Genomic DNA, 22477 nt, shown 5'->3' with positions numbered 1-22477 from the left:
CGTGGCGAGCCGGGTCGAGGGCTCCGACGCCCGGCAGGGGTCGCCGGTAGCGTCGTGGTGGATGAGCGACGACAGGCGCGACGTCCGGCGCGACGAGATCCGTGACGAGTTGCCCGACGACCTCGACCCGGCCGGGTTCGTCGGTGCCTACATGTTCCCCGACAACAGCCGGCGCCGTTGGCCCGGGGCCATCTACCTCGTGCTCGCGGTCGTGTGCGGCGCGGTGCGCGTGCTGGCGTCCGACTCGGCGATCGTCAACGACGGGTGGACCGTGGCCGCCGTCCTGCTGGCGGTCGCCGGCGTCGTCTCGATCAGCTCCGGGTGGCCGATGACCGTCGACGAGAAGGACGCGCTCGTCCGGGCGCAGCGCGCGGCGGGGTTCGCGGTCGGTCACGCCTCCGCGCAGCAGGTGTGGCGCGGCGTGCGGAGCCGCCCCACGTGGCGGGTCCTGTGCTACTCCGCCGAGGAACCGCCGACGCACCGGGCGCTCGTGCTGGTCGACGCGCTCGACGGCTCGATCGTCGAGCAGCTGGGGGAAACCAACCCCGAAGCCGAGCCCGCGGTCTAGTCTCGTTCCGATGTTCGACGGCACCTTCCGCAGACCGGTCGATGCGGCGGTCAAGCCGATCGGCCAGGCGCTGCGCTCGACGGGTCTCACCCCGGACCACCTCACCGTCGTCGGTCTGCTCGTCGGGATCGGCGCCGGCATCGCGATCGGCGCCGGGCACCTGTGGATCGGACTCGTGCTGGTCGTGTTCGCCGCCCTCCCCGACCTCCTCGACGGAGCCCTCGCGAAGGCCTCGGGCTCGTCGAGCCAGCGGGGCGCGTTCTTCGACTCGACCGTCGACCGGGTCACGGACTTCTTCCTGCTCGGCGGCATCGCCTGGTACTTCGCCACCGACGACCGCTACTCCGGTCAGCTCGCGATGCTGCCGTTCGCCATCGCCGGCGTGTCGGCGCTGATCAGCTACGAGCGGGCGAAGGCCGAGTCGCTCGGGATCGACGCGAAGGGCGGCCTGATGGAGCGTGCGGAGCGGATCATCGCGCTCTGCGTCGGCCTCGCGATCAACGTCTTGCTGATCCCGATCCTGTGGCTGATGCTCGTGCTGACCACGATCACCGCCGTGCAGCGGTTCGTCAAGGTGTGGCGGCAGGCCGCCGTCGCCCCGGTGACCCAGGAGCGCATCGAGATGCGCCGGTCCCGCCGGGCGAGCCGACGGGTGGCGCGCATCGAGCGCCGACGCACCCACGTGCCCCGCCGCAACCCCTGATGCCCGGCCTGCCCGGCCCCGTGACGACGGGGGGCTACCGGCTCGCGGCCCTCGCAGCGCGCGCCACCCCCGGGCCCGTGGCGACGGCGCTGTCGGTGCCGTTCGGCGCCGGCGCCGTCCAGTGGAACCCCGAGCGGCGGGCGATGGTGCAGCGCCACCTGCGACGCGTGGACCCGACGCTCGACGGTCCGCGCCTGCGACGCGCGGTCCAGCGCTCGTTCGACTCCTCGGCGCGCTACTGGATCGAGAGCCTCCGGCTCCCGTCGATGTCCTCGCGAGCCGTCGCCCGCGGCTTCCGCGAGCACGGCTACCCGCAGATCGTCGACGCGCTGGGCGCGGGGAACGGTGCGATCCTGGCGCTGCCCCACCTCGGCGGGTGGGAGTGGGCCGGGAGGTGGATCGCCGACCAGGGCCACGAGATCACCGTCGTCGTCGAGCGACTCGAACCACCCGAGCTCTTCGACTGGTTCGTCGAGCTGCGCTCCGCGCTCGGGATGCACGTGGTGGCGCTGGGGCCCGAGGCGGGCGGCGCGGTGCTCTCGGCGCTGCGCGACAACCACATCGTGTGCCTGCTGTCGGACCGCGACATCCAGCGCAGCGGACCGCCGGTGGACTTCTTCGGCGAGACCACGACGCTCCCCGGCGGAGCGGCCACCCTCTCGCTGCGCACCGGAGCGCCGATCTTCCCCACGGCGGTCTACTTCACCGATCGGATCTCGGGTCACCTGGGGTTGGTGCGCCCCGCGCTCGACTCGAGCCGCGGCGAGGGGCGCCTGCGCGACGACGTCGGTCGCATCACCCAGGATCTGGCCCGGGAGCTCGAGGGCCTGATCCGGCGCGCACCGACGCAGTGGCACCTGTTCCAGCCGAACTGGCCGACGGATCCCGGGTACTCAACTCGGGGACCTCGCATGCCGACGAAGTGACATCGCCCGTGTCCTCGCGCCCCCGCCAGCCGGACGTCTCGTCCTCGGACTGGCACTGATCGCCGCAGCTGCGGCGATCCACCTCGGCCTCGCCTCGACGGCGAGCACGATCGCCCGGGCCGAGATCACCGTCGCCCACCTCGCCGGCGCGGTCGTGGTCGCGATCGGGGTGGTGCGCCACCGACCCGGGCGCGTCGTCGCGTGGTCGTCGGTCGCGCTCGCCCTCGTCGTCGCCGGGGTGGCTGGGGTGACCGGCCCGCTCGAGGTGGCCGACCGAGCGCTCGACGTGGCACGCCTCGCGTTCTGGCTGCTCCTGGGGTGCGCGGTGCTCCTGCTGTCACGCGAGATCTCCCCCGAACGTGTCGAGGCCGGGTGGATGGAGGTGTCGACGGTGGCGGTGGCGGTCGCGATCGCCGTCTGGCTCCTCGTGCTCGAGCCGATCGCCGGGGCCGATCCGGGCGTGGTGGGCTCGCTCGCCGCCGGGGTGGTACCGGTGCTCGGCGGCGCCGTCACGGCCGCGGCGACCCGCTTCGCGCTCCGGTCCGGTTTCCGACGCACCTCCTCCAACACCCTCGCTCTCGGGCTGCTGCTGCACCTCGCCGGCGATCTCGTCGCCGGCCACCAGGTCGTGCGCACGGCGGCGGAGCCGTCGACGACGGCCGGGGCCTTCGCGATCGCCGGATCGCTGGTCATCGCGGCGACGGCGACGGACGCCTCGATGGCCCACGTCGCAGCGGCGACGTCGACGCCGCGGGAAGCCGACGTCGCGCGCTGCGCCGGGTTCGCGATCGCCGTCCTCGTCCCGCTCGTGGCGCTGCTCGCGCTCGCGCTCGCCGACATCGGCTCGACGGCGACCACCGTGGCCGTCGCGCTCGCCGCCGTCGCGTCGTTCGTCGCGCTGCTCGTGCGGATGTGGCAGCTGCGCGAGTCCGTCGTGGAGCTCACCGCGCACCGGGGACACGGGCGCCTCGTCGCGATGGTCGAGCACTCGAGCGACGTGGTGGCGCTCGTCGACGAGCACGGAGACATCCGCTACGCGAGCGCCGGTCTCGCCGACACCCTCGGCCACCGCGGCGCCGACTGGATCGGCCGGCCGCTGCTCGACCTGATCGCCGAGGAGGATCGCGCCGTCGCGCTGGCCGGCTTCGAGGACCTGCTGACGATGGGCCCGAAGCGGTCCGTGCGCTTCGAGTCGAGCGTGGTGCGCGTCGACGGGCAGCGACGGAGGATGGAGGCGTCGTTCGCGAACATGATCGGCGGGGACACGGTCGACGGGATCGTCGCCACGTTCCGCGACGTGACCGAGCAGCGCGACCGGGAGCGCACGCTGAGCAACCGTGCGTTCCACGACGAGCTCACCGGCCTCGCCAACCGGGCGAGCTTCCTCGAGCGGATGGACGCCGCGCTGCGGGCGGTCCGCCCCGACGCCGATCCGGTCATCGTGCTGTTCGTCGATCTCGACGACTTCAAGGGCGTCAACGACACCCTCGGCCACGCCGCCGGGGACCAGTTGCTGCGCGCCATCGCGGGCCACGTGCGCTCGGTCGCCGGCAGCGGCGACACCCCGGCGCGCCTCGGCGGCGACGAGTTCGCTCTCCTGCTCGAGGAGCAGGGAGGGCTCGATCGCGCCGTCGACCTCGCCGAGCGGTTGCTCGACGCGATGCGCGAACCGATCGAGCTCGCCGGCGTGGACACCTCCGTGCTGGCGAGCGTCGGGGTCGCGGTCGCCGCCCCGGGCGCCACCACCACGCAGCTGCTGCGCGACGCCGACGCCGCGATGTACGAGGCGAAGCGCGCCGGCAAGGGTCGCGTCGAGGTGTTCGACCCGGCGATGCGACTCGGGCCGTCGACCCAGCTCGAGTACCGCACCGAGCTCGCCTCGGCGGTGGAGCGCGATCAGCTCCGCCTCGTGTTCCAGCCGATCATCGATCTCGGGTCCGGGGCGGTGGTGGGTGCCGAGGCGCTCGTGCGCTGGTGGCACCCCGAGCGTGGCGAGATCCCTCCCGGCGAGTTCATCCCGCTCGCCGAGCGTTCGGGACTGATCAAGGAGATCGGGCGCTGGGTGATGCACGCCGCGTTCGCCGAGGCCGCCCGGTGGCAGGCGTGCGGCGAGCTCACGGTGAACGTCAACGTCTCGGTCGTGCAGCTGCGCGTCGCCGGCTTCGTCGAGCAGGTGCGCGCCGACCTGGAGGCGACGGGGGTCCCGCCCGCGCGCGTGCTGCTGGAGATCAACGAGACGGTCCTGGTCGATCAGATCGAGTCGGGATCCGACGTCCTCGCGGGCCTGCGCGCCCTCGGCGTCGGGATCGCGATCGACAACTTCGGCACGAGCTGGTGCTCGCTGTCGTGCCTCCACCGCTTCCCGGTCGACGTGGTCAAGATCGACCGCGACGTGGTCGCCGAGACCGGCGGGTTGGCCGACCTGATCCTGCGCACCACCTCGACCCTCGGGATCCGCAGCGTCGCCGAAGGGCTGGAGCGCCCCGAGCAGGTCGCCTTCCTGCGGGCGCTCGGGTGCGATCTCGGCCAGGGCCGGCTCCTCTCGGCGCCGCTCGAGCTGGACGTCGTGCACGAGCGCTTCGGCGTCGAGGTGGCGACCGTCCCCGTCCCGGCGCGCGTCGTCGAGCCGCCAGCGCGGCCGACCCCGGCGTCCGGCCCCGCAGCGGCGTCGCCTCCCACCCCGGCCACCGCGCCCGCCGACGGGAGGGAGAGCGACGCCGACCTGGTCGGTACGGTGTGACGGTGCGCGTCGGTCTGATCTGCCCGTACAGCCTGACCGTCCCCGGAGGGGTGCAGAACCAGGTCATGGCGATGGCGCGCGAGCTGCGGCGGCGCGGCCACGAGGCACGCGTGCTCGGGCCCTGCGACGGCCCGCCTCCGGCGGCGTTCGTGACCCCGCTCGGCAACTCGCTGCCCACCGCGGCGAACGGATCGATCGCGCCCCTCGCGCCCGATCCTCCCGCGATGTTCCGGACCCTGCAAGCGCTGTCGGCCGAGCGCTTCGAGGTCCTCCACCTCCACGAGCCGATGGTCCCCGGTCCGACGCTGACCGCCGTGGTGACCGCCCGGTACCCGACCGTGGGCACCTTCCACGCCGCCGGGCGATCCGCGAGCTACCGGCTGATCAAGCCGCTGCTGACCTCGTGGGTCGAGCGCATCGACCACCGCGTCGTGGTGTCGAAGGACGCGCTCGAGCTGGTGCGCTCCCACCTCGGCGGGGAGTACGAGGTCCTGTTCAACGGGGTGGAGCTGTCCCAGATCCGCTCGGTCGAACCGCTCGGGCGACCTGCGGGGGCCCCGCCCGCGATCTTCTTCTGCGGGCGCCACGAGGAGCGCAAGGGCCTCGAGGTCCTCATCGACGCGGTCGACCGCCTCGACGTCGAGGTCGAGCTGTGGATCGCGAGCGACGGTCCCGACACCGTCCGCCTCCAGCGGCGCACCGCCGGCGACGAGCGCACCTCGTGGCTCGGCAGGATCAGCGACGAGGAGAAGTTCGCGCGCCTGCGGGCGGCGTCGGTGTTCTGCGCGCCCTCCCTCGGCGGGGAGTCGTTCGGGGTGGTGCTGATCGAGGCGATGGCGGCCGGGACGACGGTGGTCGCGAGCGCGCTGCAGGGGTACCGCAACGTCGCCACCGACGGCGTCGACGCCCTGCTCAGCGAGCCGGGAGACCCCGATGCGCTCGCCTCCGCCCTGCGCCGGGCCCTGACCCACCCCGAGCGCGCCGCGCAGCTGCGCGCCGCCGGCGCACGCCGAGCCGAGGCGTTCTCGATGGCGTCCCTCGTCGACCGCTACGAGCAGATCTATCGCTCCCTGCTCGAGCGCTGACCCGTACACTCCAGCGCCATGGTCTGGCTCGTCGTCCTGCTCGTGATCGCGGTCGTCGTCGTCGTGGCGGGTGTCGTGATGTACAACGGGCTCATCCGCTCGAAGAACCAGGTCGAGAACGCCTGGTCGCAGATCGACGTCCAGCTCAAGCGCCGTCTCGACCTCGTCCCCAACCTGGTCGAGACCGTCAAGGGGTACGCCACCCACGAGCGCGAGACGCTCGAGGCGGTGATCGAGGCCCGCAACGCCGCCGTGGCGGCACCGGACACCCCGGCGGGGCAGTCCGCGCCCAACGACGTGCTGTCGGGAGCGCTGAGTCGGCTGTTCGCGCTCAGCGAGTCGTACCCGGAGCTGAGGGCCAACCAGAACTTCCTCGCCCTGCAGGAGGAGCTCACCGCCACCGAGGGCCGGGTGGCCTACGCGCGGCAGTTCTACAACGACTCCGTCCTGTCCTACAACAACAAGATCGAGTCGGTGCCGACCAACGTGATGGCCAACTCGCTGGGCTACCGCGAGCGGGAGTACTTCGAGGCCGAAGAGTCCGCACGCACGGTCCCGAACGTCGAGTTCTGAGGCTGCCGTGTTCGAACTGATCCGCGCGAACAAGCGTCGCAGCATCGCGCTCGTCGCCGGCTTCGTCGTCGTCGTGGCCCTCGTCGGAGCCGTCATCGGCTACCTGGTGGGGAACGGCCCCGTGTTCACCGTCGTCGCCCTCGTCATCAGCGCGGCGATCGCCTTCGGCTCGTACTGGAAGGCCGACGAGATCGCGCTGCGCGTGAGCCGCGCCGAGCCGGCCGACCCCGCCACCTACGCCCGCCTGCACAACCTCGTCGAGGGGTTGTGCATCGCCGGGGGGCTGCCGAAGCCGGGGGTGTACGTGATCGACGATCCGGCGCCGAACGCGTTCGCCACGGGCCGCGACCCCGACCACGCGGCGATCGCGGTCACCACCGGGCTCCTCGCCAAGCTGAACCGGGTCGAGCTCGAGGGCGTCGTCGCCCACGAGCTGAGCCACATCAAGAACTACGACATCCTCGTCTCGACGCTCGCGGTCACCATGGTCGGTGCCATCGCGCTCGTCACCGACCTCGCGATCCGGATGATGTGGTGGAACGGCGGTCGGGTCGACCGTCGGGGCGATCGCACCGGTTCGGGCAACCCGCTCGCCTTCGTCGGGTTCGCGCTGCTGATCCTGGCTCCGTTGGTGGCGCGGGCGATGCAGTCGGCGATCTCTCGCCGACGCGAGACCCTCGCCGACGTCAGCGCCTGCCAGCTCACCCGCTACCCCCCGGGGTTGATCTCGGCGCTCGAGAAGCTGAAGGAGGACACGACCGTGACGCACTCGGCGTCGACGGCCACGGCACACTTGTGGATCGAGCAGCCGATGAGCGGCGTCGGCGACGCCGGCAAGCTCGAGGGCATCCACAAGATGTTCGACACCCACCCCCCGCTCGAGGAGCGGATCGCACTGCTGAGAGAGCTCTGATGCAACGACGCACCTTCCTGGCCGGGGCTTCGGCCGCCGCGATCCTCGCCGCGTGCAGCGACGGGGAGGAGTCCGTCGACACGACGCTCGCCCCCGAGACGACCGCCGCGTCGACGACCACGACGACGGAGGCGACGACCACGACCGCCGCGGCGGCACCCGAGACGACCACCACGGTCCCCGAGGTCCTCCGCCAGCCGCTCACCGGGGCGGTGGTCGAGTCCGTGGATGAGCTGGTGGCGCGCCCGGCGCTCGTCGTCAAGATCGACAACCACCCCGACTCCCGTTCGAACCACTCGGGGCTCGCGGTCGCCGATGTCGTCTTCGAGGAGATCGTCGAGGGCGTGACGCGCTTCGCCGCGGTGTTCCACACCGGCGACTCCGACCCGGTGGGTCCGATCCGGTCGGGCCGCGAGCAGGACGTCGACATGCTCGCGTCGCTGAACCTGCCGCTGTTCGCCTGGAGCGGCGGCAACCCGGGGGTGACCCGGCTGATCGCCGAGTCGCCGTTCGTCGACCTCAACCAGACGAACAGCGCGATCGGCGACGCGTACTACCGCGGGCCCGGCAGTGCCCCCCACGACCTGTACAGCAGCACCGAGGCGCTGTACGCGCTGACGCCGAGCGACCACCCCGGAGCACCGATGCAGCTGCTCCCCTACGTCGAGCCCGGATCCGCGTTCGTCGGCCGGGAGCAGGTGGTGGACGTCGACCTGCTGATGCGCTTCACCCAGGTCCGCTGGGAGTGGGATCCCGAGAACGGGTGGGCCCGGTTCCAGGACGGGGACCGCCACGTCGACTCGGTCCACGGGGAGATCTTCGCGACGAACGTGGTGGTCATGGTCGCCGAGTACGGCCGCAGCTCGATCGACGCGAACTCCCCGTTCGCGCAGACGCTCGGCTCGGGCGCCGCCTACGTGTTCAGCGACGGTCAGGTCACGACCGGCCGGTGGCGGCGCGAGGCTCCGACCGACCCGATCGATCTCGTCGACGACGCCGGCGAGCCCATCGGGCTCACCCCCGGCTCGACGTGGGTCGAGGTGGCGGACAACACCGGCGACCCGGCCTTCGTCGTCGCACCGGGTGCGACCGCCGAGGCCGCCCCCGACGAGACCACGCCCGACAGCGCGGCGGCGACCACGTCCGACACCGCGACGGACAGCTCGGACGGGACGGCGGCCGGCACGGAGGCCTCGACTCCGGCTGGTCCGTCGACGCCGACGATCGACCTGCGCGACCCCGAGTCGGCGCCGACCGACATCGTGATCCGCTTTCCCGAGATCTCCGAAGCCGACAGCACCTGAGTCTCAGTACGCTGACCGACATGAGCGACTCCGGCGACACCGGGACCTTCCAGGTCAAGCGCGGCCTGGCCGAGATGATGAAGGGCGGCGTCATCATGGACGTCGTCACCCCCGAGCAGGCCAAGATCGCGGAGGACGCCGGGGCCGTCGCGGTGATGGCGCTCGAACGGGTGCCGGCCGACATCCGCGTCGACGGCGGTGTCGCCCGGATGAGCGATCCGGAGATGATCGACGGGATCCAGCAGGTGTGCTCCATCCCGGTCATGGCCAAGGCGCGCATCGGCCACTTCGTCGAAGCGCAGATCCTGCAGGCGCTCGACGTCGACTTCGTCGACGAGTCCGAGGTGCTGACCCCTGCCGACGAGACCCACCACATCGACAAGTTCGCGTTCGACGTGCCGTTCGTGTGCGGAGCCACGAACCTCGGCGAGGCGCTGCGGCGCATCTCGGAGGGCGCGGCGATGATCCGCTCGAAGGGCGAGGCCGGCACGGGCAACGTCGTGGAGGCGGTCCGCCACCTGCGCTCGATCGTCGGCGACGTCAAGCGCATCACCCAGGCCGATTCCGCCGAGTTGTTCGAGTGGGCGAAGCGGCTCCAGGCACCGCTGCCGCTGGTGCAGGAGATCGCCGAGACCGGCGCCCTGCCGGTTCCGCTGTTCTGCGCCGGCGGCCTCGCCACCCCGGCGGACGCAGCGCTCGCGATGCAGCTCGGCGCGGAGGCGGTGTTCGTCGGTTCGGGGATCTTCAAGTCCGACGACCCGAGCCCGCGAGCGAAGGCGATCGTCGAGGCCACGACCCACTTCGACGACCCCGACATCCTGGCCAAGGTCAGCCGTGGCCTCGGTGCTCCGATGACGGGGATCGAGATGGACTCGGTCGCGCAGCGCTACTCCGACCGGGGATGGTGACGACCGGCGCGACGCGCCGTTCGTGCGACGGCGCGTCGACTCGCCGGACCGCTCGGTGAGCTTCCGCGACCGCACCGGGCTCGGCGCGGGTCGTGCTCCGGCGACGACGGCTGGGGTCGGCGTCGCGTGAGGGTCGGCGTGCTCGCCCTGCAGGGCGCGTTCGCCGTCCACCGACGACGCCTCGCCGAGCTCGACGTGGAGGCGCCGGCCGTGCGCACGGTGGCGCAGCTCGCGGAGGTCGACGCGCTCGTCGTCCCCGGCGGGGAGTCGACCACGATGTCGCGCCTGCTGGCCACGAACGGCCTGTTCGATCCGGTCGCCGAGCGGATCGAAGCCGGGATGCCGGTGCTCGGGACGTGCGCCGGGATGATCCTGTGCGCCACCGAGGTGCTCGACGCGCGTCCGGACCAGGTCCCGTTCGGGGTGATCGACCTCACCGTGCGCCGCAACGGCTACGGCCGCCAGCTCGCCAGCTTCGAGGCCGACCTCGACGTCGCCGGGCTCGACGAGCCGTTCCGGGCGGTGTTCATCCGCGCCCCGAAGGTGGAGCGCGTCGGAGCCGACGTCGAGGTGCTCGCCGAGCACGACGGCGTCCCCGTCCTGCTCCGCCGGCGAGGTTGTACGGTTGCAGCGTTCCACCCGGAGCTCACCCCCGACGGGCGGGTGCACCGGTTGTTCGTCGAGTCGATCGAGCAGAGGTAGAGATGTCAGGCCATTCCAAGTGGGCAACCATCAAGCACAAGAAGGGTGCCGCCGACAAGGCGCGCGGCAAGCTCTTCGCGAAGCTCGCCCGCCAGATCGAGGTCTCGGCCCGCGGCGGCGGAGGTGACGTCGACGCCAACCCGACCCTGCGCACCGCGGTGCAGAAGGCCAAGGGCGCGCAGATGACCAACGACGCGATCGAGCGGGCGATCAAGCGCGGCACCGGCGAGTCGGGTGACGACATCGTCTACGAGACGATCATGTACGAGGGCTACGCACCGGGCGGGGTGGCGCTGCTGATCGACGTGCTCACCGACAACCGCAACCGGATCAGCGCCGACGTGCGCCAGGTGTTCAGCAAGCTCGGCGGGTCGATGGCCGAGCCCGGGGCGGTGGGCTGGCAGTTCTCGCGCAAGGGCGTGATCATCACCGCGGACGGGATCGCGGAGGACGACGTCATGCTCGCGGCGCTCGACGCCGGCGCCGACGACATCATCGCCGAGGGTGATGCGTGGCGGATCACGACGGAGCCGTCGGACGTGTTCGACGTGCAGGACCAGCTCGGCGGCGCGGGCATCGAGACGCTGTCGGCCGACTCGCCGATGGTCGCCGAGAACCTCGTCGCCGTCACCGACCTCAAGGACGCGAAGGCGATCCTGCGCATCCTGGAGGCCCTCGAGGACAACGACGACGTGCAGGACGTGTACTCGAACTTCGACATCAGCGACGAGCTGATGGAGGAGGCCGCGGCGGGCTGACCGGCGTGCCGTCGGTGACGGCGAGACGGCGGGCTCGGGCGGCGCTGCTCACGCCGGTGGGCGGTTCGCGACCGCGCCCGAGGTGGCGGTCCCGGGGGTGCGTCGGAGGTCGACGGGTTCAGTCGGCGCAGCTCACGCAGGTGGGCGTCGACGGGAGCGCGTCGAGGCGGGCGGGCGCGATCGCCGTCCCGCACGCGACGCAGGTGCCGTAGCGGTCGTCGTCGAGGCGCGCGAGCGCGGCGTCGACCTCGGCCAGGGTCGACCGGGCGTGCGCGAGCAGCGAGGCCGACTGCTGTCGCTCCCAGGCGATCGTGTGGCCCTCGGGGTCGTGCTCGTCGTCGGTCGCGACATCCGTCGACGCCACGACGATCTCGTCGAACGCAGCGCGCGACGCCGCGATCCGGCGGGTGGTCGCATCACGCAGACCACCCAGTCGTGCCCGAGCGACGTCGTGAGCAGGGTCCGATCCCCGCCCCGATCCCCGCCCCGGTCCCGTCGTCGCCATCCGACTCAGCATGGCCGATGGATCGTGCGCCCCGTCGACGCGACGGCACCGTCCGTCGAGGCGGACGTGACCAGGTCGGCGTCGCGGGTCGGGTGCCGGATCGCGCCGCCCACGCCCGCGAGGTCCGCCGGTCGGTGCCCGATCGGACGGGGCGCACGAGACCGGTCCCCGGCTGGGCGCGACGATCTCGCTATCCTGCGAACCTGTGTTCGCACGGCTGCGCGTCCTCGGGATCGACCCCGGCCTCACCCGCTGCGGGTACGCGGTGGTCGACGGGCGTGGCCCCACGTCCGTGCGGGCGGTGTCGATGGGGGTCGTGCGCACGCCGGCGTCCGATCCGCTCCCGACCCGCCTCGGCGCCCTGCGGGCCGAGTTCACCGCGATGATCGCCGAGTTCGAGCCCGACGTGGTGGCCGTCGAGCAGGTGTTCTTCCAGGTCAACGTGCGCACCGCCATGAGCGTCGGCCAGGCGAGCGGGCTGGCGCTGGCCGAGGCGGCGCTCGCCGGGTGCGAGGTCATCCAGTACACGCCGAACCAGATCAAGGACGCGGTCGCCGGGTGGGGTGGCGCCGACAAGGCGCAGGTGCAGAAGATGGTGCAGGTGCGCCTCGAGCTGTCGAGCCTGCCGAAGCCGGCGGACGCCGCCGATGCCGCGGCGGTCGCCCTGTGCCACCACGCGACCTCGCCGCTCGGTCGCCAGATCCGTCAGGCGGCCACGCGGTGATCGGGTCGCTGCGCGGGGAGGTGCTCGAGCGCAGCCTCGACGGGACCGTGCTGGTCGAGGTCGGCGGCGTCGGCTACGACGTCCACGTCACCGAGCGCACCCTCGCCGAGCTCGAGCCCGGCACCGAGGTGTTCCTCTACGTCCACCACCACGTCACCGAGACGGCGGAGTCGCTGTTCGGCTTCCGGGCGCGCGACGAGCGGGTCACGTTCAACAGCCTGATCAAGACGAACGGGGTCGGCCCGACGCTCGCGATGGCCGTGCTCGCCACCCACCCCCCGGCAGCCCTCGTCGACGTCGTCGCGAACGACGACGCCGCTGCGCTGACGCTCGTGCCGGGGGTCGGCAAGAAGACCGCCGAGCGCCTGCTCGTCGAGCTGCGCGACCGCCTCTCGCTGCCCGTGCTCGAGTCGTCGGGGGCGGCCTCGTCGGGTTCCGCTGTGGCCGAGGTGCGCGAGGCCCTCGCCGGCCTCGGCTACGGCGGCGACGAGATCCGCGACGTGCTGCGCGACCTGCCGAGCGACGCGCCGAGCTCGACGCTGCTGCGCGACGCGCTGAAGTCGCTGGGGGCGCGCCGTGCGTGAGGAGTTCCTCGATCCGAACGTGCGCGACGTCGACGACGAGGTGGTCGAGGGGCTCGACGCCGAGGACGGCATCCGCCCGCGCGCCCTCGAGGAGTTCGTCGGCCAGCGCGAGCTGAAGGAGCACCTGTCGATCGTCATGGAGGCCGCACGGCGTCGCGAGCAGGCCGTCGACCACCTGCTCTTCGCCGGGCCGCCCGGGCTCGGCAAGACGACGCTCGCCGGCATCGTCGCCACCGAGATGGGCGTCCAGCTCCACGTCACGTCCGGCCCGGCGCTCGAGCGCGCCGGCGACCTCGCCGCGATCCTCACCAAGCTCGAGGACCGCGACGTGCTGTTCATCGACGAGATCCACCGCCTGTCACGCAACGTCGAGGAGATCCTCTACCCGGCGATGGAGGACTTCCAGCTCGACATCGTCGTCGGCAAGGGACCCGCCGCGTCGAGCATCCGCCTCACGATGCCGCCGTTCACCCTCGTCGGCGCGACGACCCGCACGGGGATGATCACCGGCCCGCTGCGCGACCGCTTCGGGCTGGTCGCGCGCCTCGACTACTACGACGCCGACGAGCTGCGGCGCATCGTCGAGCGAGCGGCGGGCATCTTCGAGATCGAGATCGACACCGACGGCGCCGCGCAGATCGCCCGCCGCTCGCGGGGGACCCCACGAATCGCGAACCGGCTGCTGCGCCGGGTCCGCGACTTCGCCGAGGTGCGCGCCGACGGGGCGATCACCTCCGAGGTGGCGTCGGAGGGACTCGCGCTGTTCGGCGTCGACGACCGCGGCCTCGACAAGGTCGATCGCGCCATCCTGTCGAACGTGTGCGGCCAGTTCGCCGGCGGACCGGTGGGGCTCTCGACGCTCGCGATCAGCATCGGGGAGCAGCCCGAGACGGTCGAGGACGTCTACGAGCCCTTCCTCATCACCCAGGGGATGCTCGCACGCACGCCACGCGGGCGGATCGCCCTGGCAGCGGCCTACGAGCACCTCGGGATGCGCGTGCCGCCACGCGACGGCTCCGCCGAGCACCGGCTGTTCGACGACTGATGCGGGTCGCGGACTTCGACTACGACCTTCCCGACGACCGCATCGCCCAGACGCCGGTCGAACCCCGCGACGCAGCGCGACTGCTGGTGGACCGCGGCGCCGCCGCCCCCGAGCACCGCCTCGTTCGAGACCTGCCCGACCTGCTGCGCGCCGGTGACCTGCTCGTCGTCAACGAGACGCGCGTGATCCCGGCGCGGCTGCGGCTGCGCCGATCGACGGGCGGTTCGGTGGAGGTCCTCCTGCTCGAAGCGCTCGACGCGGAGCGCCGGACGTGGGAGGCGATGGTGCGCCCGGGCGGCAAGCTCCGGCCGGGGGAGGAGCTCGTGGCGGGCGTCGGCCCGGACGGCGCTGCGCTGGTGCGGATGGGGGAGCGGACCGCGGCCGGCGACACGTTCGCTGTCGAGCTGCTCGGCGCCGACGACCCGCTCGCGACCCTCGGCGTCCACGGCGAGATGCCGCTGCCGCCCTACATCGGGGTGCCGTTGGCGGATCCCGATCGCTACCAGACCGTGTTCGCCGACGAGCCGGGGTCGGCCGCCGCGCCCACCGCCGGGCTCCACTTCACCCCCGGGCTGCTCGCCGCCGTCGCCGAGCGAGGCGTCCGGCGCGCCGGCGTCGAGCTCGTGGTGGGCCTCGACACGTTCCAGCCGATCAGCACCGACGATCCGCTCGATCACCCGATGCACACCGAGCGCTACCGGGTCCCGGCCGCGACGATGGAGGCCGTGGCGTCCACGCGCGAGCGCGGCGGACGTGTCGTCGCGGTCGGGACGACCGCGGTGCGCGCCCTCGAGTCGGCCGCGGCGCGCGACGAGCTGTCCGGGCGCACCGATCTGTTCATCCACCGCGGCTTCGACTGGCGCGCGGTCGACGTGCTGCTGACCAACTTCCACCTGCCGCGCACCACCCTGCTGATGATGATCGACGCGTTCGTCGGGCCGCGCTGGCGCGACCTCTACGCCACCGCGCTGGCCGGCGACTACCGGTTCCTCAGCTTCGGCGACGCGATGCTCCTCGACCGCCACCGCTGACCCGCCCCCGGTGGTGTCGCACGACGCCTCGCGCGACGGGTCGGACCCGTCACCCGACGAGCGAGACGTCGGACCGGCACGTGCGGCGTACCCTCGGGCGGCGATGAGGCCGGTCGAGGTGGAGGTGGAGGCGACCGACGGCGCGGCACGGGCGACGACGGCCACCACCGAGCGCGGGACCTACACGACTCCTCTGTTCATGCCGGTCGGCACGAAGGGGGCGATCAAGTACCTGAGCGCCGCCGACTACGAGCGCCTCGGCGCCCAGATCGTGCTCGGCAACACCTACCACCTGATGCTGCGGCCGGGGCCCGATCTGATCGAGGGGTTCGGCGGGCTCGGGGCGTTCGCCGGATGGGGCGGCCTCACGCTGACCGACTCGGGCGGGTTCCAGGTGTTCTCCCTCGACCCCGACGTCGACGACGACGGGGTGACCTTCCGCAGCACCTACGACGGGTCGACCCACCGGTTCACCCCCGAGCGCGCCGTGGCCGTCCAGGAGCAGCTCGGTGCCGACGTGCAGATGGTCCTCGACCAGTGCCCGCCCCTGCCGAGCCCCGACGCGGTCGTGCGCGCGGCGCTGGAGCGGACCGCGGCGTGGGCGCTGCGAGCGAAGGCGGTCCACACCCGAGCCGACCAGTCGCTGTTCGGGATCGTCCAGGGCGGGGTGTCGACCGAGATGCGCGCCGAGAGCGCCCGGCGGACCGTCGAGATCGGGTTCGACGGCTACGGGATCGGCGGGCTGTCCGTCGGCGAGCGGCGCGACGAGATGCTGCCGGCGCTCGCCGCCGCCCTCGAGCACCTCCCCGCCGACCGCCCTCGCTACCTGATGGGGGTGGGCGACCCGGCGTCGCTGGTCGAGGCGATCGCGCTCGGCGTCGACCAGTTCGACTGCGTGATGCAGACCCGCCTCGGTCGCCACGGCTCGGCGCTCACCTCGACCGGGCGCTTCCAGGCCAAGGCCGCGCGCAACGCCGAGCTCGACGAACCCCTCGACGCGGACTGCCCATGCGAGGTGTGCGCCCGCCACAGCCGTGGGTACGTCCGCCACCTGCTGCAGGTCGGCGAGCCCACGGCCTCGCGCCTGCTGTCGATCCACAACATCGCGTGGACGATCGATCTCATGGACCGCGCGCGCGCCGCCATCGTCGAGGGCACCTTCGACCGCCTCCGCGCGGCTGTCCTCTCGGTCTGGGCGTGAACCGGTAGCATCGTTCCCCGCCATGACTTCCCTCCTCTCCTTCGCGCTCCTCGCGCAGAGCGAAGCCGAGGCCACCGGTGGTGGTCTCTTCTCGTTCGCGCTGCTGCCCCTGATGTTGGTGGCGATGTACTTCCTGATCATCCGGCCGAACCGGAAGCGGGCCAAGGACCAGGCCGCGCTCCAGTCCGCGCTCGGCGTGGGCGACGAGGTCATGACCACCGCGGGCATCGTCGGCACGATCACCGGCGAGGACGGCCCCGGGCGGTTCTGGCTCGAGATCGACGACGACGTCCAGGTGCGCATCGCCCGCGGCGCCATCTCCGGACGGGTCGACGTCGACGCCGACGACGCCGCGACCGTCCCGGCGGAGGGCCCCGCCGCCGACGCCGGGACGGCCGGCAGCGGCAGCACGTCCGCCGGCGACGTCGACGAGCGCGACTGACGCCGTGGAGCGTCGCCTCTGGTTCTCCCTGCTCGCGACCGTCGTGGTCGTCATCGGGTGGTTCGCCGGGAACCTCGTCACCGACAACACCCCGAAGCTCGGCCTCGACCTGCAGGGCGGTGCGTCGGTGATCCTCGAGCCCACCGAGTCGGGCGCGACCGGTGACGACCTCGGCGTGGTGCGCGACCTGATCCGCGACGAGCTCGAGCGCACCGGGATCGCCGAGCCCGACGTGCGGGTCCAGGGGGCGACGATCGTCGTCGACCTGCCGGGCGTGAACGACCAGCAGCAGGCCCTCGACGCGGTCGACGTGTCGGGGATCGTCGACCTGCGTCCGGTGGTCGACTTCGCGCGCTGCCAGCCCGCCGGGGACGGTTCGCAGCCGATCGACCTGTCGCCGCCCGGTGAGGGAACGACCCCGGGTCCCGGGCTGTTCGTCGACCCCGAGATCGAGACCGCCGACGACGGCGCGTCCGTCGAGGGGTCCGCGGACGACGCGGGATCGGACCCCGAGGCGGGCGCCGACCCGATCCCCGATTCCCCCGTCGACGCCGAGCCGGTGCCGCTGCGCAGCCCCGACAGCCTCCCCGACTACGGCGTGCCCGCCGGCACCGCCACCGGTGACGGCACGACCGACGAGACGGAGCCGGCCTCGAGCGACGCCTCCGCCGGCACGGTGGCTCCGGACCCGACGGCCGATTCGATCCCGGTCGCCGACGAGGGGGTGCCCGATCCGGTCGGTTCGACGTCGGGGAGCGACCTCCTGCCGACGCGCGAGGGCCAGGCGCTGTGCGTCGGTCCGTCGCAGGGCACCGGCGAGGTGTTCGAGCGGGGGAGCGCGATCGCGGACAACTCCTCGGGCGTCGGGATCCAGGTCGTCGTCGACCTGCGCGGCGGCGAGGGCGAGGCGGTCTGGAACGGTCTGGCCGCCCAGTGCTTCAACGGCGCGCCGACCTGCCCGCGCACCGGCCAGGCCTCCAACGGCCAGCTCGCCATCGTGCTCGACGACGTGATCCAGTCGGCCCCCTCGGTGAACGCGCCGAGCTTCGACCAGGGCAACGTCTCGATCACGGGCCAGTTCACCCTCGAGGAGGCCAACGGCCTCGCGAACATCCTCAACCGCGGCGCCTTCCCGGTCGAGATGGAGGCCCAGGAGGCACGCACGGTGTCACCCTCCGCCGGCGGGGACTCGCTCGACGCGGCGATCATCGCCGGGCTGATCGGCATCGCCCTCGTCCTCACCTACCTCGTCACCTACTACCGCTGGATCGCCCTCGTGATCCTCGGCGGGATGACGATCTGGGCGCTGACGGTGTTCAGCGCCGCCTCGTTCGTCTCCAGCGAGACGAACTACTCGCTCAGCCTCGCCGGCGTCACCGGGATCATCGTCGCGGTCGGCGTCACGGTCGACAGCTACGTGGTGTTCTTCGAGCGGATGAAGGACGAGATCCGCAACGGCCGCACGCTGCGCAACGCCGCCCCGCGCAGCTTCACCATGACGTGGCGCACCATCTGGTCCGCGGACCTCATCTCGGTCATGGGCGCCGCCATCCTCTTCTGGCTCAGCGTCGGTTCCGTCCGCGGGTTCGCCCTCTTCCTCGGGATCACGACGCTGTGCGACCTGTTCGTGTGCTACTTCTTCACCCGGCCCGCCGTCCTGCTGCTCGCGCGCAGCGACTTCATGAAGGGACGTCGGGCGTTCGGCCTGAGGGTGGCGTCGTGAACCGCCCCGACGACATCGCCTCGAGCGGCCCCGGGCGGCTCTACCGCGGCCAGACGGCCATCGACTTCTACGGCGCACGCCGGTTCGGGCTGATCGCGGCCGTCGTCATCGTGGTCGTGACGACGCTGTCGCTGCTGACCCAGGGCCTCAACCTCGGCCTCGACTTCGAGGGCGGGCAGGCGTGGGACGTGCCGGCGACGAACGGGTTCGACCCGGAGGCGGCCGAGGACGTGCTCCAGGACAACGGGGTCTCGATCGCCGGGTCGAAGATCCAGGAGCGGGCCTCGGAGACGACATCGCTCGTCACCGTCCAGATCACGGAGGTGAGCCAGCAGGCCGCGGACCGCCTCACCGAGGCGTTCGCCGAGGCGTCCGGGTCGACCACCGACGAGGTGAGCTTCTCGTTCACCAGCTCGTCGTGGGGGCGTGACATCACCGAGAAGGCCGTCCGGGCGCTCGTGATCTTCCTCGCGGTCGTCGCCGTGTTCATCTCGATCCGCTTCGAGTGGCGGATGGCGGTCGCCGCGCTCGCGGCGATGGCCCACGACGTGCTGTTCACCGTCGGCGTGTACACGGTGTTCCGCTTCGAGGTGACCCCCGCGACGGTCATCGCCTTCCTCACCATCCTCGGCTACTCGCTCTACGACACGATCGTCGTGTTCGACCGCGTCCAGGAGAACGAGGGCCGCTACGCCGGGGTGAAGATGCCGTACCCCGACATCGTCAACATCTCGATGAACCAGGTGATGATGCGCTCGATCAACACGAGCGTCTCGTCGGTCATCCCGGTCGTCTCGCTGCTGCTGGTCGGCGCGGGGATCCTCGGCGCCCAGACGCTGCGCGAGTTCGCTCTCGCGCTGTTCGTCGGGATGGTGTCGGGCGTGTACTCGTCGATCTTCGTCGCCGCTCCGCTCCTCGCGACGCTGCGGGCGAGCACGGGCCGACCGTCGCGGCGCGAGCGCCTCACCGGCGAGGAGCTGCGTGGCGCGGTCGTCGGAGCCGGCGTGACGGGTCGGGTGCAGACCGAGCGGCCGCCCGCCGACGAGGACCGTCGCGGCGACGCGGAGGGCGGCGGGGCCGAGGGCGGCGAGCTCGTGGAACCGGGCGGTGCGCCGACGATCCACCAGCCGGTCGAGCGGATCCTCAGCCACCCGCCGCGACCGCGCAAGAAGAAGCGGCGCTGAGCGCCCCGGTGGGTATCCTCGGCTGATGGGAGCGGACGCGGCGACCGGTCACGAGGCGCTGAGGTCCTACGTCCGCGACATCGCCGACTACCCGTCCGAGGGGGTGATGTTCCGCGACATCACGCCGCTGCTCGGCAGCTCCGGAGCGTTCACCCGCGCGGTCGACGGGATCGTGGCGGAGTTCGACGACGTCATCGTCGACCGCGTCGTGGGCGTCGAGTCCCGGGGGTTCATCTTCGGCGCCTCGGTGGCGTACCGCATCGGCGCCGGCTTCGTCCCCGTCCGCAAGCCCGGGAAGCTCCCGTGGGCGGTCGTGCGCGAGGAGTACGAGCTCGAGTACGGGACCGACAAGCTCGAGATCCACCGCGACGCGATCCACCAGGGCGAGCGGATCCTGATCGTCGACGACGTCCTCGCGACCGGGGGGACCGCCGCGGCCACCGCGACTCTGGTCGAGACGCTCGGCGGGGTGATCGCCGGCCTCGGTTTCCTGCTCGAGATCGACGGCCTGGGCGGGCGCTCCCGCCTGGGCGAACGACGAGTCCGCTCGCTGCTGCACTACGACTGATCGATCGTGGCCACCGTCGACCGAGTCCTGCCCTGGCGTCGGAACCAGCCGAGCTCCGCCGTCTCGGTGTCCTCGTCGGGGGAGCTCGCGCCGCTCCTCGCCGCCTACCGGCGCCGCCACCCGAAGTCGTCGATCACGAACATCAACCGGGCGTACCGGGTCGCGTCCGACGCTCACCGCTCCCAGATGCGCACGAGCGGCGAGAGCTACATCAACCACCCCCTCGCGGTCGCCCAGATCGTCGCCGACATCGGGCTCGACGAGATCTCGGTCGCGGCCGCCCTGCTGCACGACGCGGTCGAGGACACCGAGATCACCGTCGCCGACGTCGAGCGCGAGTTCGGCCCGCACGTCGCGGCGATCGTCGACGGGGTCACCAAGCTCGAGCGCATCCGCTTCGACAGCCGCGAGGAGCAGCAGGCGGCGACGATGCGCAAGATGCTCGTCGCGATGGCCAAGGACCTGCGGGTCCTCGTCATCAAGCTCGCCGACCGGTTGCACAACATGCGCACGATCGCCGCGATGCCGATCGAGAAGCAGCAGCGCATCGCCCAGGAGACGCTCGACATCTACGCCCCTCTCGCGCACCGCCTCGGGATGCAGGAGCTCAAGCAGCAGCTCGAGGACCTGAGCTTCGCCGCGCTGCACCCCAAGCGCTTCGCCGAGCTCGACCACCTGGTGCGCGTCCGCACCCCCGAGCGCGACGTGTACATCGCCAAGACGGTCGCCGAGGTGCGCGCCCGCCTCCACGACCTGAGCATGGACGCCGAGGTCACGGGCCGGGGCAAGCACCTGTGGAGCATCTACGAGAAGATGGTCGTCAAGGGCCTCGAGTTCGACGACATCTTCGACCTCGTGGCGGTGCGCGTCGTGGTGCCGACGATGAAGGACTGCTACGCCGCTCTCGGCTGCATCCACGGGCGGTGGCGGCCCGTCGTGGGGCGGTTCAAGGACTACATCGCGATGCCCAAGTTCAACCTGTACCAGAGCTTGCACACCACCGTCGTGGGGCCGTCGGGCAAGCCCATCGAGGTGCAGATCCGCACGATCGAGATGCACCAGCGCGCCGAGTGGGGGGTGGCGGCGCACTGGGCCTACAAGGACCGCTCGGGTGCCGTCGCGGGTCCGAACCTCGTCGACGCCGACTGGCTCAGCCGGATCATCGACTGGCAGGAGGAGGTGACCGACCCGGCCCAGTTCATGCAGAGCCTGAAGACCGACCTCGAGCAGGACGAGGTCTACGTGTTCACCCCCAAGGGTCGCGTCATCAGCCTCCCGGTCGGCGCGACGACGATCGACTTCGCCTACGCCGTGCACACCGAGGTCGGCCACGCGACGATCGGAGCGAAGGTCAACGGGCGCCTGGTGAGCCTCGACCACGTGATCCAGAGCGGGGACACCTGCGAGATCTTCACCTCCAAGGTCGAGACGGCGGGCCCGTCGCAGGACTGGCTGAACTTCGTCGCGTCCCCCCGGGCGCGCAACAAGATCCGCCAGTGGTTCAGCCGGGAGCGCCGCGTCGACATGATCGAGGCCGGGCGCGACGACCTCACCGACGAGCTGCGCCGGGAGGGGCTCGCCGTCCAGCGCGTGTGGCGCTCCGACCAGCTCGAGCACGTGATCGCCGAGATGAGCTACGTCGACCTCGACTCGCTGCTCGCCGCGATCGGCGAGCACCACGTCTCGGCGCGCGGGGTGGCGCAGCGGATCGGTCGGGGCTACCGCACCGGCGAGGAGGAGACGCAGCTCCCTGCCACGGTGGACACCCCGCGCCGCGAGCGTCGACCCGGGCACCGCCAGGAGGTCGGCATCCACGTCGAGGGGCTCGACGACATGCTCGTGCGCGTCGCGCTGTGCTGCACGCCGGTGCCGGGCGACGACATCATCGGCTTCGTCACCCGGGGGCGCGGGGTCAGCGTGCACCGCGCCGACTGCTCGAACGCGGTGTCGCTCAACGAGCAGCAGGCGACCCGGATGATCGAGGTCGACTGGGACGGCGAGGGGCTGTTCAACAACACCTTCACCGCCGGGATCGAGGTCGTCGCGCTCGACCGCTCGAAGCTGCTCGCCGACGTCGCCGTGGCGCTCGTCGACCACAAGGTGAACATCGTCTCGTGCGAGACCGTCACCGGCGCCGATCGCGAGGCCAAGATGCGCTTCGAGTTCGAGCTCGCCGACGGTGCGCACCTCGACTCGGTGATCAAGACGATCAAGAACATCGACTCCGTCTACGACGCGTACCGCACCGTCCCCGGGTCCGCGCCCGTCGGCTGAGCGGCGCGACGGCACG

The 22477-nt window shown here is 72.0% G+C and carries 22 protein-coding genes; 21 read left to right on the top strand and 1 reads right to left on the bottom strand.

The window, feature by feature from the left end; translation table 11 throughout:
* Positions 1-61 precede the first annotated feature (61 nt).
* From ACOOHC_RS10850 to ACOOHC_RS10800, 11 genes are all read left to right on the top strand, one after another.
* Positions 62-568 (top strand): hypothetical protein, encoded by a 507-nt coding sequence (locus ACOOHC_RS10850; protein WP_420450422.1) that lies wholly within the window; start codon positions 62-64, stop codon positions 566-568.
* Between the two features lie 10 nt (positions 569-578).
* Entirely contained in the window at positions 579-1271 is a 693-nt protein-coding gene (locus ACOOHC_RS10845) for a CDP-alcohol phosphatidyltransferase family protein (RefSeq protein ID WP_420450421.1), read from the top strand.
* On the top strand, positions 1271-2197 hold the full coding sequence (locus ACOOHC_RS10840; RefSeq protein ID WP_420450420.1) for a phosphatidylinositol mannoside acyltransferase: 927 nt from the start codon (positions 1271-1273) through the stop codon (positions 2195-2197). Before ACOOHC_RS10845 ends, ACOOHC_RS10840 begins: the two co-directional genes overlap by 1 nt.
* A gap of 154 nt (positions 2198-2351) precedes the next feature.
* Positions 2352-4937: a putative bifunctional diguanylate cyclase/phosphodiesterase gene (locus tag ACOOHC_RS10835; RefSeq protein ID WP_420450419.1), complete on the top strand. Its 2586-nt coding sequence runs from the start codon at positions 2352-2354 to the stop codon at positions 4935-4937.
* A gap of 2 nt (positions 4938-4939) precedes the next feature.
* Positions 4940-6022 carry a glycosyltransferase family 4 protein gene (locus ACOOHC_RS10830; RefSeq protein WP_420450418.1) on the top strand — a complete coding sequence of 361 codons (1083 nt, stop codon included), beginning with the start codon at positions 4940-4942 and terminating at the stop codon, positions 6020-6022.
* Positions 6023-6040: 18 nt separating this feature from the next.
* Complete coding sequence (locus ACOOHC_RS10825) at positions 6041-6595, top strand: LemA family protein (RefSeq protein WP_420450417.1); 555 nt, start codon at positions 6041-6043, stop codon at positions 6593-6595.
* Between the two features lie 7 nt (positions 6596-6602).
* The gene (locus ACOOHC_RS10820; RefSeq protein ID WP_420450416.1) at positions 6603-7508 is read left to right on the top strand and encodes a M48 family metallopeptidase; all 906 of its coding nucleotides are present in this window, start codon (positions 6603-6605) and stop codon (positions 7506-7508) included.
* Positions 7508-8812 (top strand): DUF3048 domain-containing protein, encoded by a 1305-nt coding sequence (locus ACOOHC_RS10815; protein ID WP_420450415.1) that lies wholly within the window; start codon positions 7508-7510, stop codon positions 8810-8812. Before ACOOHC_RS10820 ends, ACOOHC_RS10815 begins: the two co-directional genes overlap by 1 nt.
* Before the next feature lie 20 nt (positions 8813-8832).
* Complete coding sequence (gene pdxS, locus ACOOHC_RS10810; RefSeq protein WP_420450414.1) at positions 8833-9720, top strand: pyridoxal 5'-phosphate synthase lyase subunit PdxS; 888 nt, start codon at positions 8833-8835, stop codon at positions 9718-9720.
* Between the two features lie 126 nt (positions 9721-9846).
* Positions 9847-10422: a pyridoxal 5'-phosphate synthase glutaminase subunit PdxT gene (pdxT, locus tag ACOOHC_RS10805; RefSeq protein WP_420450413.1), complete on the top strand. Its 576-nt coding sequence runs from the start codon at positions 9847-9849 to the stop codon at positions 10420-10422.
* A gap of 2 nt (positions 10423-10424) precedes the next feature.
* Positions 10425-11180, top strand: a complete 756-nt coding sequence (locus ACOOHC_RS10800; RefSeq protein ID WP_420450412.1) for a YebC/PmpR family DNA-binding transcriptional regulator — start codon at positions 10425-10427, stop codon at positions 11178-11180.
* A 118-nt stretch (positions 11181-11298) separates the two neighbouring features.
* On the opposite strand, the gene ACOOHC_RS10795 is transcribed toward ACOOHC_RS10800, so the two are convergent.
* A complete protein-coding gene (locus ACOOHC_RS10795) occupies positions 11299-11685 on the bottom strand; it encodes a TraR/DksA family transcriptional regulator (RefSeq protein ID WP_420450411.1) in 387 nt (128 codons plus the stop codon).
* Positions 11686-11890: 205 nt separating this feature from the next.
* Between ACOOHC_RS10795 and ruvC the strand changes: the two genes are divergently transcribed.
* From ruvC to ACOOHC_RS10745, 10 genes are all read left to right on the top strand, one after another.
* Complete coding sequence (gene ruvC, locus ACOOHC_RS10790) at positions 11891-12409, top strand: crossover junction endodeoxyribonuclease RuvC (RefSeq protein ID WP_420450410.1); 519 nt, start codon at positions 11891-11893, stop codon at positions 12407-12409.
* Positions 12406-12993 carry a Holliday junction branch migration protein RuvA gene (ruvA, locus tag ACOOHC_RS10785; protein ID WP_420450409.1) on the top strand — a complete coding sequence of 196 codons (588 nt, stop codon included), beginning with the start codon at positions 12406-12408 and terminating at the stop codon, positions 12991-12993. The genes ruvC and ruvA overlap by 4 nt, the downstream gene beginning before the upstream one ends.
* On the top strand, positions 12986-14038 hold the full coding sequence (gene ruvB / locus ACOOHC_RS10780; protein ID WP_420450408.1) for a Holliday junction branch migration DNA helicase RuvB: 1053 nt from the start codon (positions 12986-12988) through the stop codon (positions 14036-14038). The genes ruvA and ruvB overlap by 8 nt, the downstream gene beginning before the upstream one ends.
* Positions 14038-15069, top strand: a complete 1032-nt coding sequence (gene queA, locus ACOOHC_RS10775; protein ID WP_420450407.1) for a tRNA preQ1(34) S-adenosylmethionine ribosyltransferase-isomerase QueA — start codon at positions 14038-14040, stop codon at positions 15067-15069. Before ruvB ends, queA begins: the two co-directional genes overlap by 1 nt.
* A gap of 103 nt (positions 15070-15172) precedes the next feature.
* Positions 15173-16270, top strand: a complete 1098-nt coding sequence (gene tgt, locus ACOOHC_RS10770) for a tRNA guanosine(34) transglycosylase Tgt (protein WP_420450406.1) — start codon at positions 15173-15175, stop codon at positions 16268-16270.
* Positions 16271-16292: 22 nt separating this feature from the next.
* Positions 16293-16712, top strand: coding sequence for a preprotein translocase subunit YajC (yajC, locus tag ACOOHC_RS10765; protein ID WP_420450405.1), 420 nt, complete (start codon positions 16293-16295; stop codon positions 16710-16712).
* Between the two features lie 4 nt (positions 16713-16716).
* Positions 16717-18435, top strand: coding sequence for a protein translocase subunit SecD (secD, locus tag ACOOHC_RS10760; RefSeq protein WP_420450404.1), 1719 nt, complete (start codon positions 16717-16719; stop codon positions 18433-18435).
* A complete protein-coding gene (secF, locus tag ACOOHC_RS10755) occupies positions 18432-19619 on the top strand; it encodes a protein translocase subunit SecF (RefSeq protein ID WP_420450403.1) in 1188 nt (395 codons plus the stop codon). Before secD ends, secF begins: the two co-directional genes overlap by 4 nt.
* A 25-nt stretch (positions 19620-19644) precedes the next feature.
* Positions 19645-20187 carry an adenine phosphoribosyltransferase gene (locus tag ACOOHC_RS10750; protein WP_420450402.1) on the top strand — a complete coding sequence of 181 codons (543 nt, stop codon included), beginning with the start codon at positions 19645-19647 and terminating at the stop codon, positions 20185-20187.
* Between the two features lie 6 nt (positions 20188-20193).
* Entirely contained in the window at positions 20194-22461 is a 2268-nt protein-coding gene (locus tag ACOOHC_RS10745; protein ID WP_420450401.1) for a RelA/SpoT family protein, read from the top strand.
* The last annotated feature ends 16 nt before the right edge of the window (positions 22462-22477 follow it).

Source organism: Ilumatobacter sp., assembly GCF_965215205.1.
In the GTDB taxonomy this organism is placed as follows: domain Bacteria; phylum Actinomycetota; class Acidimicrobiia; order Acidimicrobiales; family Ilumatobacteraceae; genus Ilumatobacter_A.
Note: the sequence above shows the minus strand (reverse complement) of the source record. Positions and strands in the feature narration are given on the sequence as shown.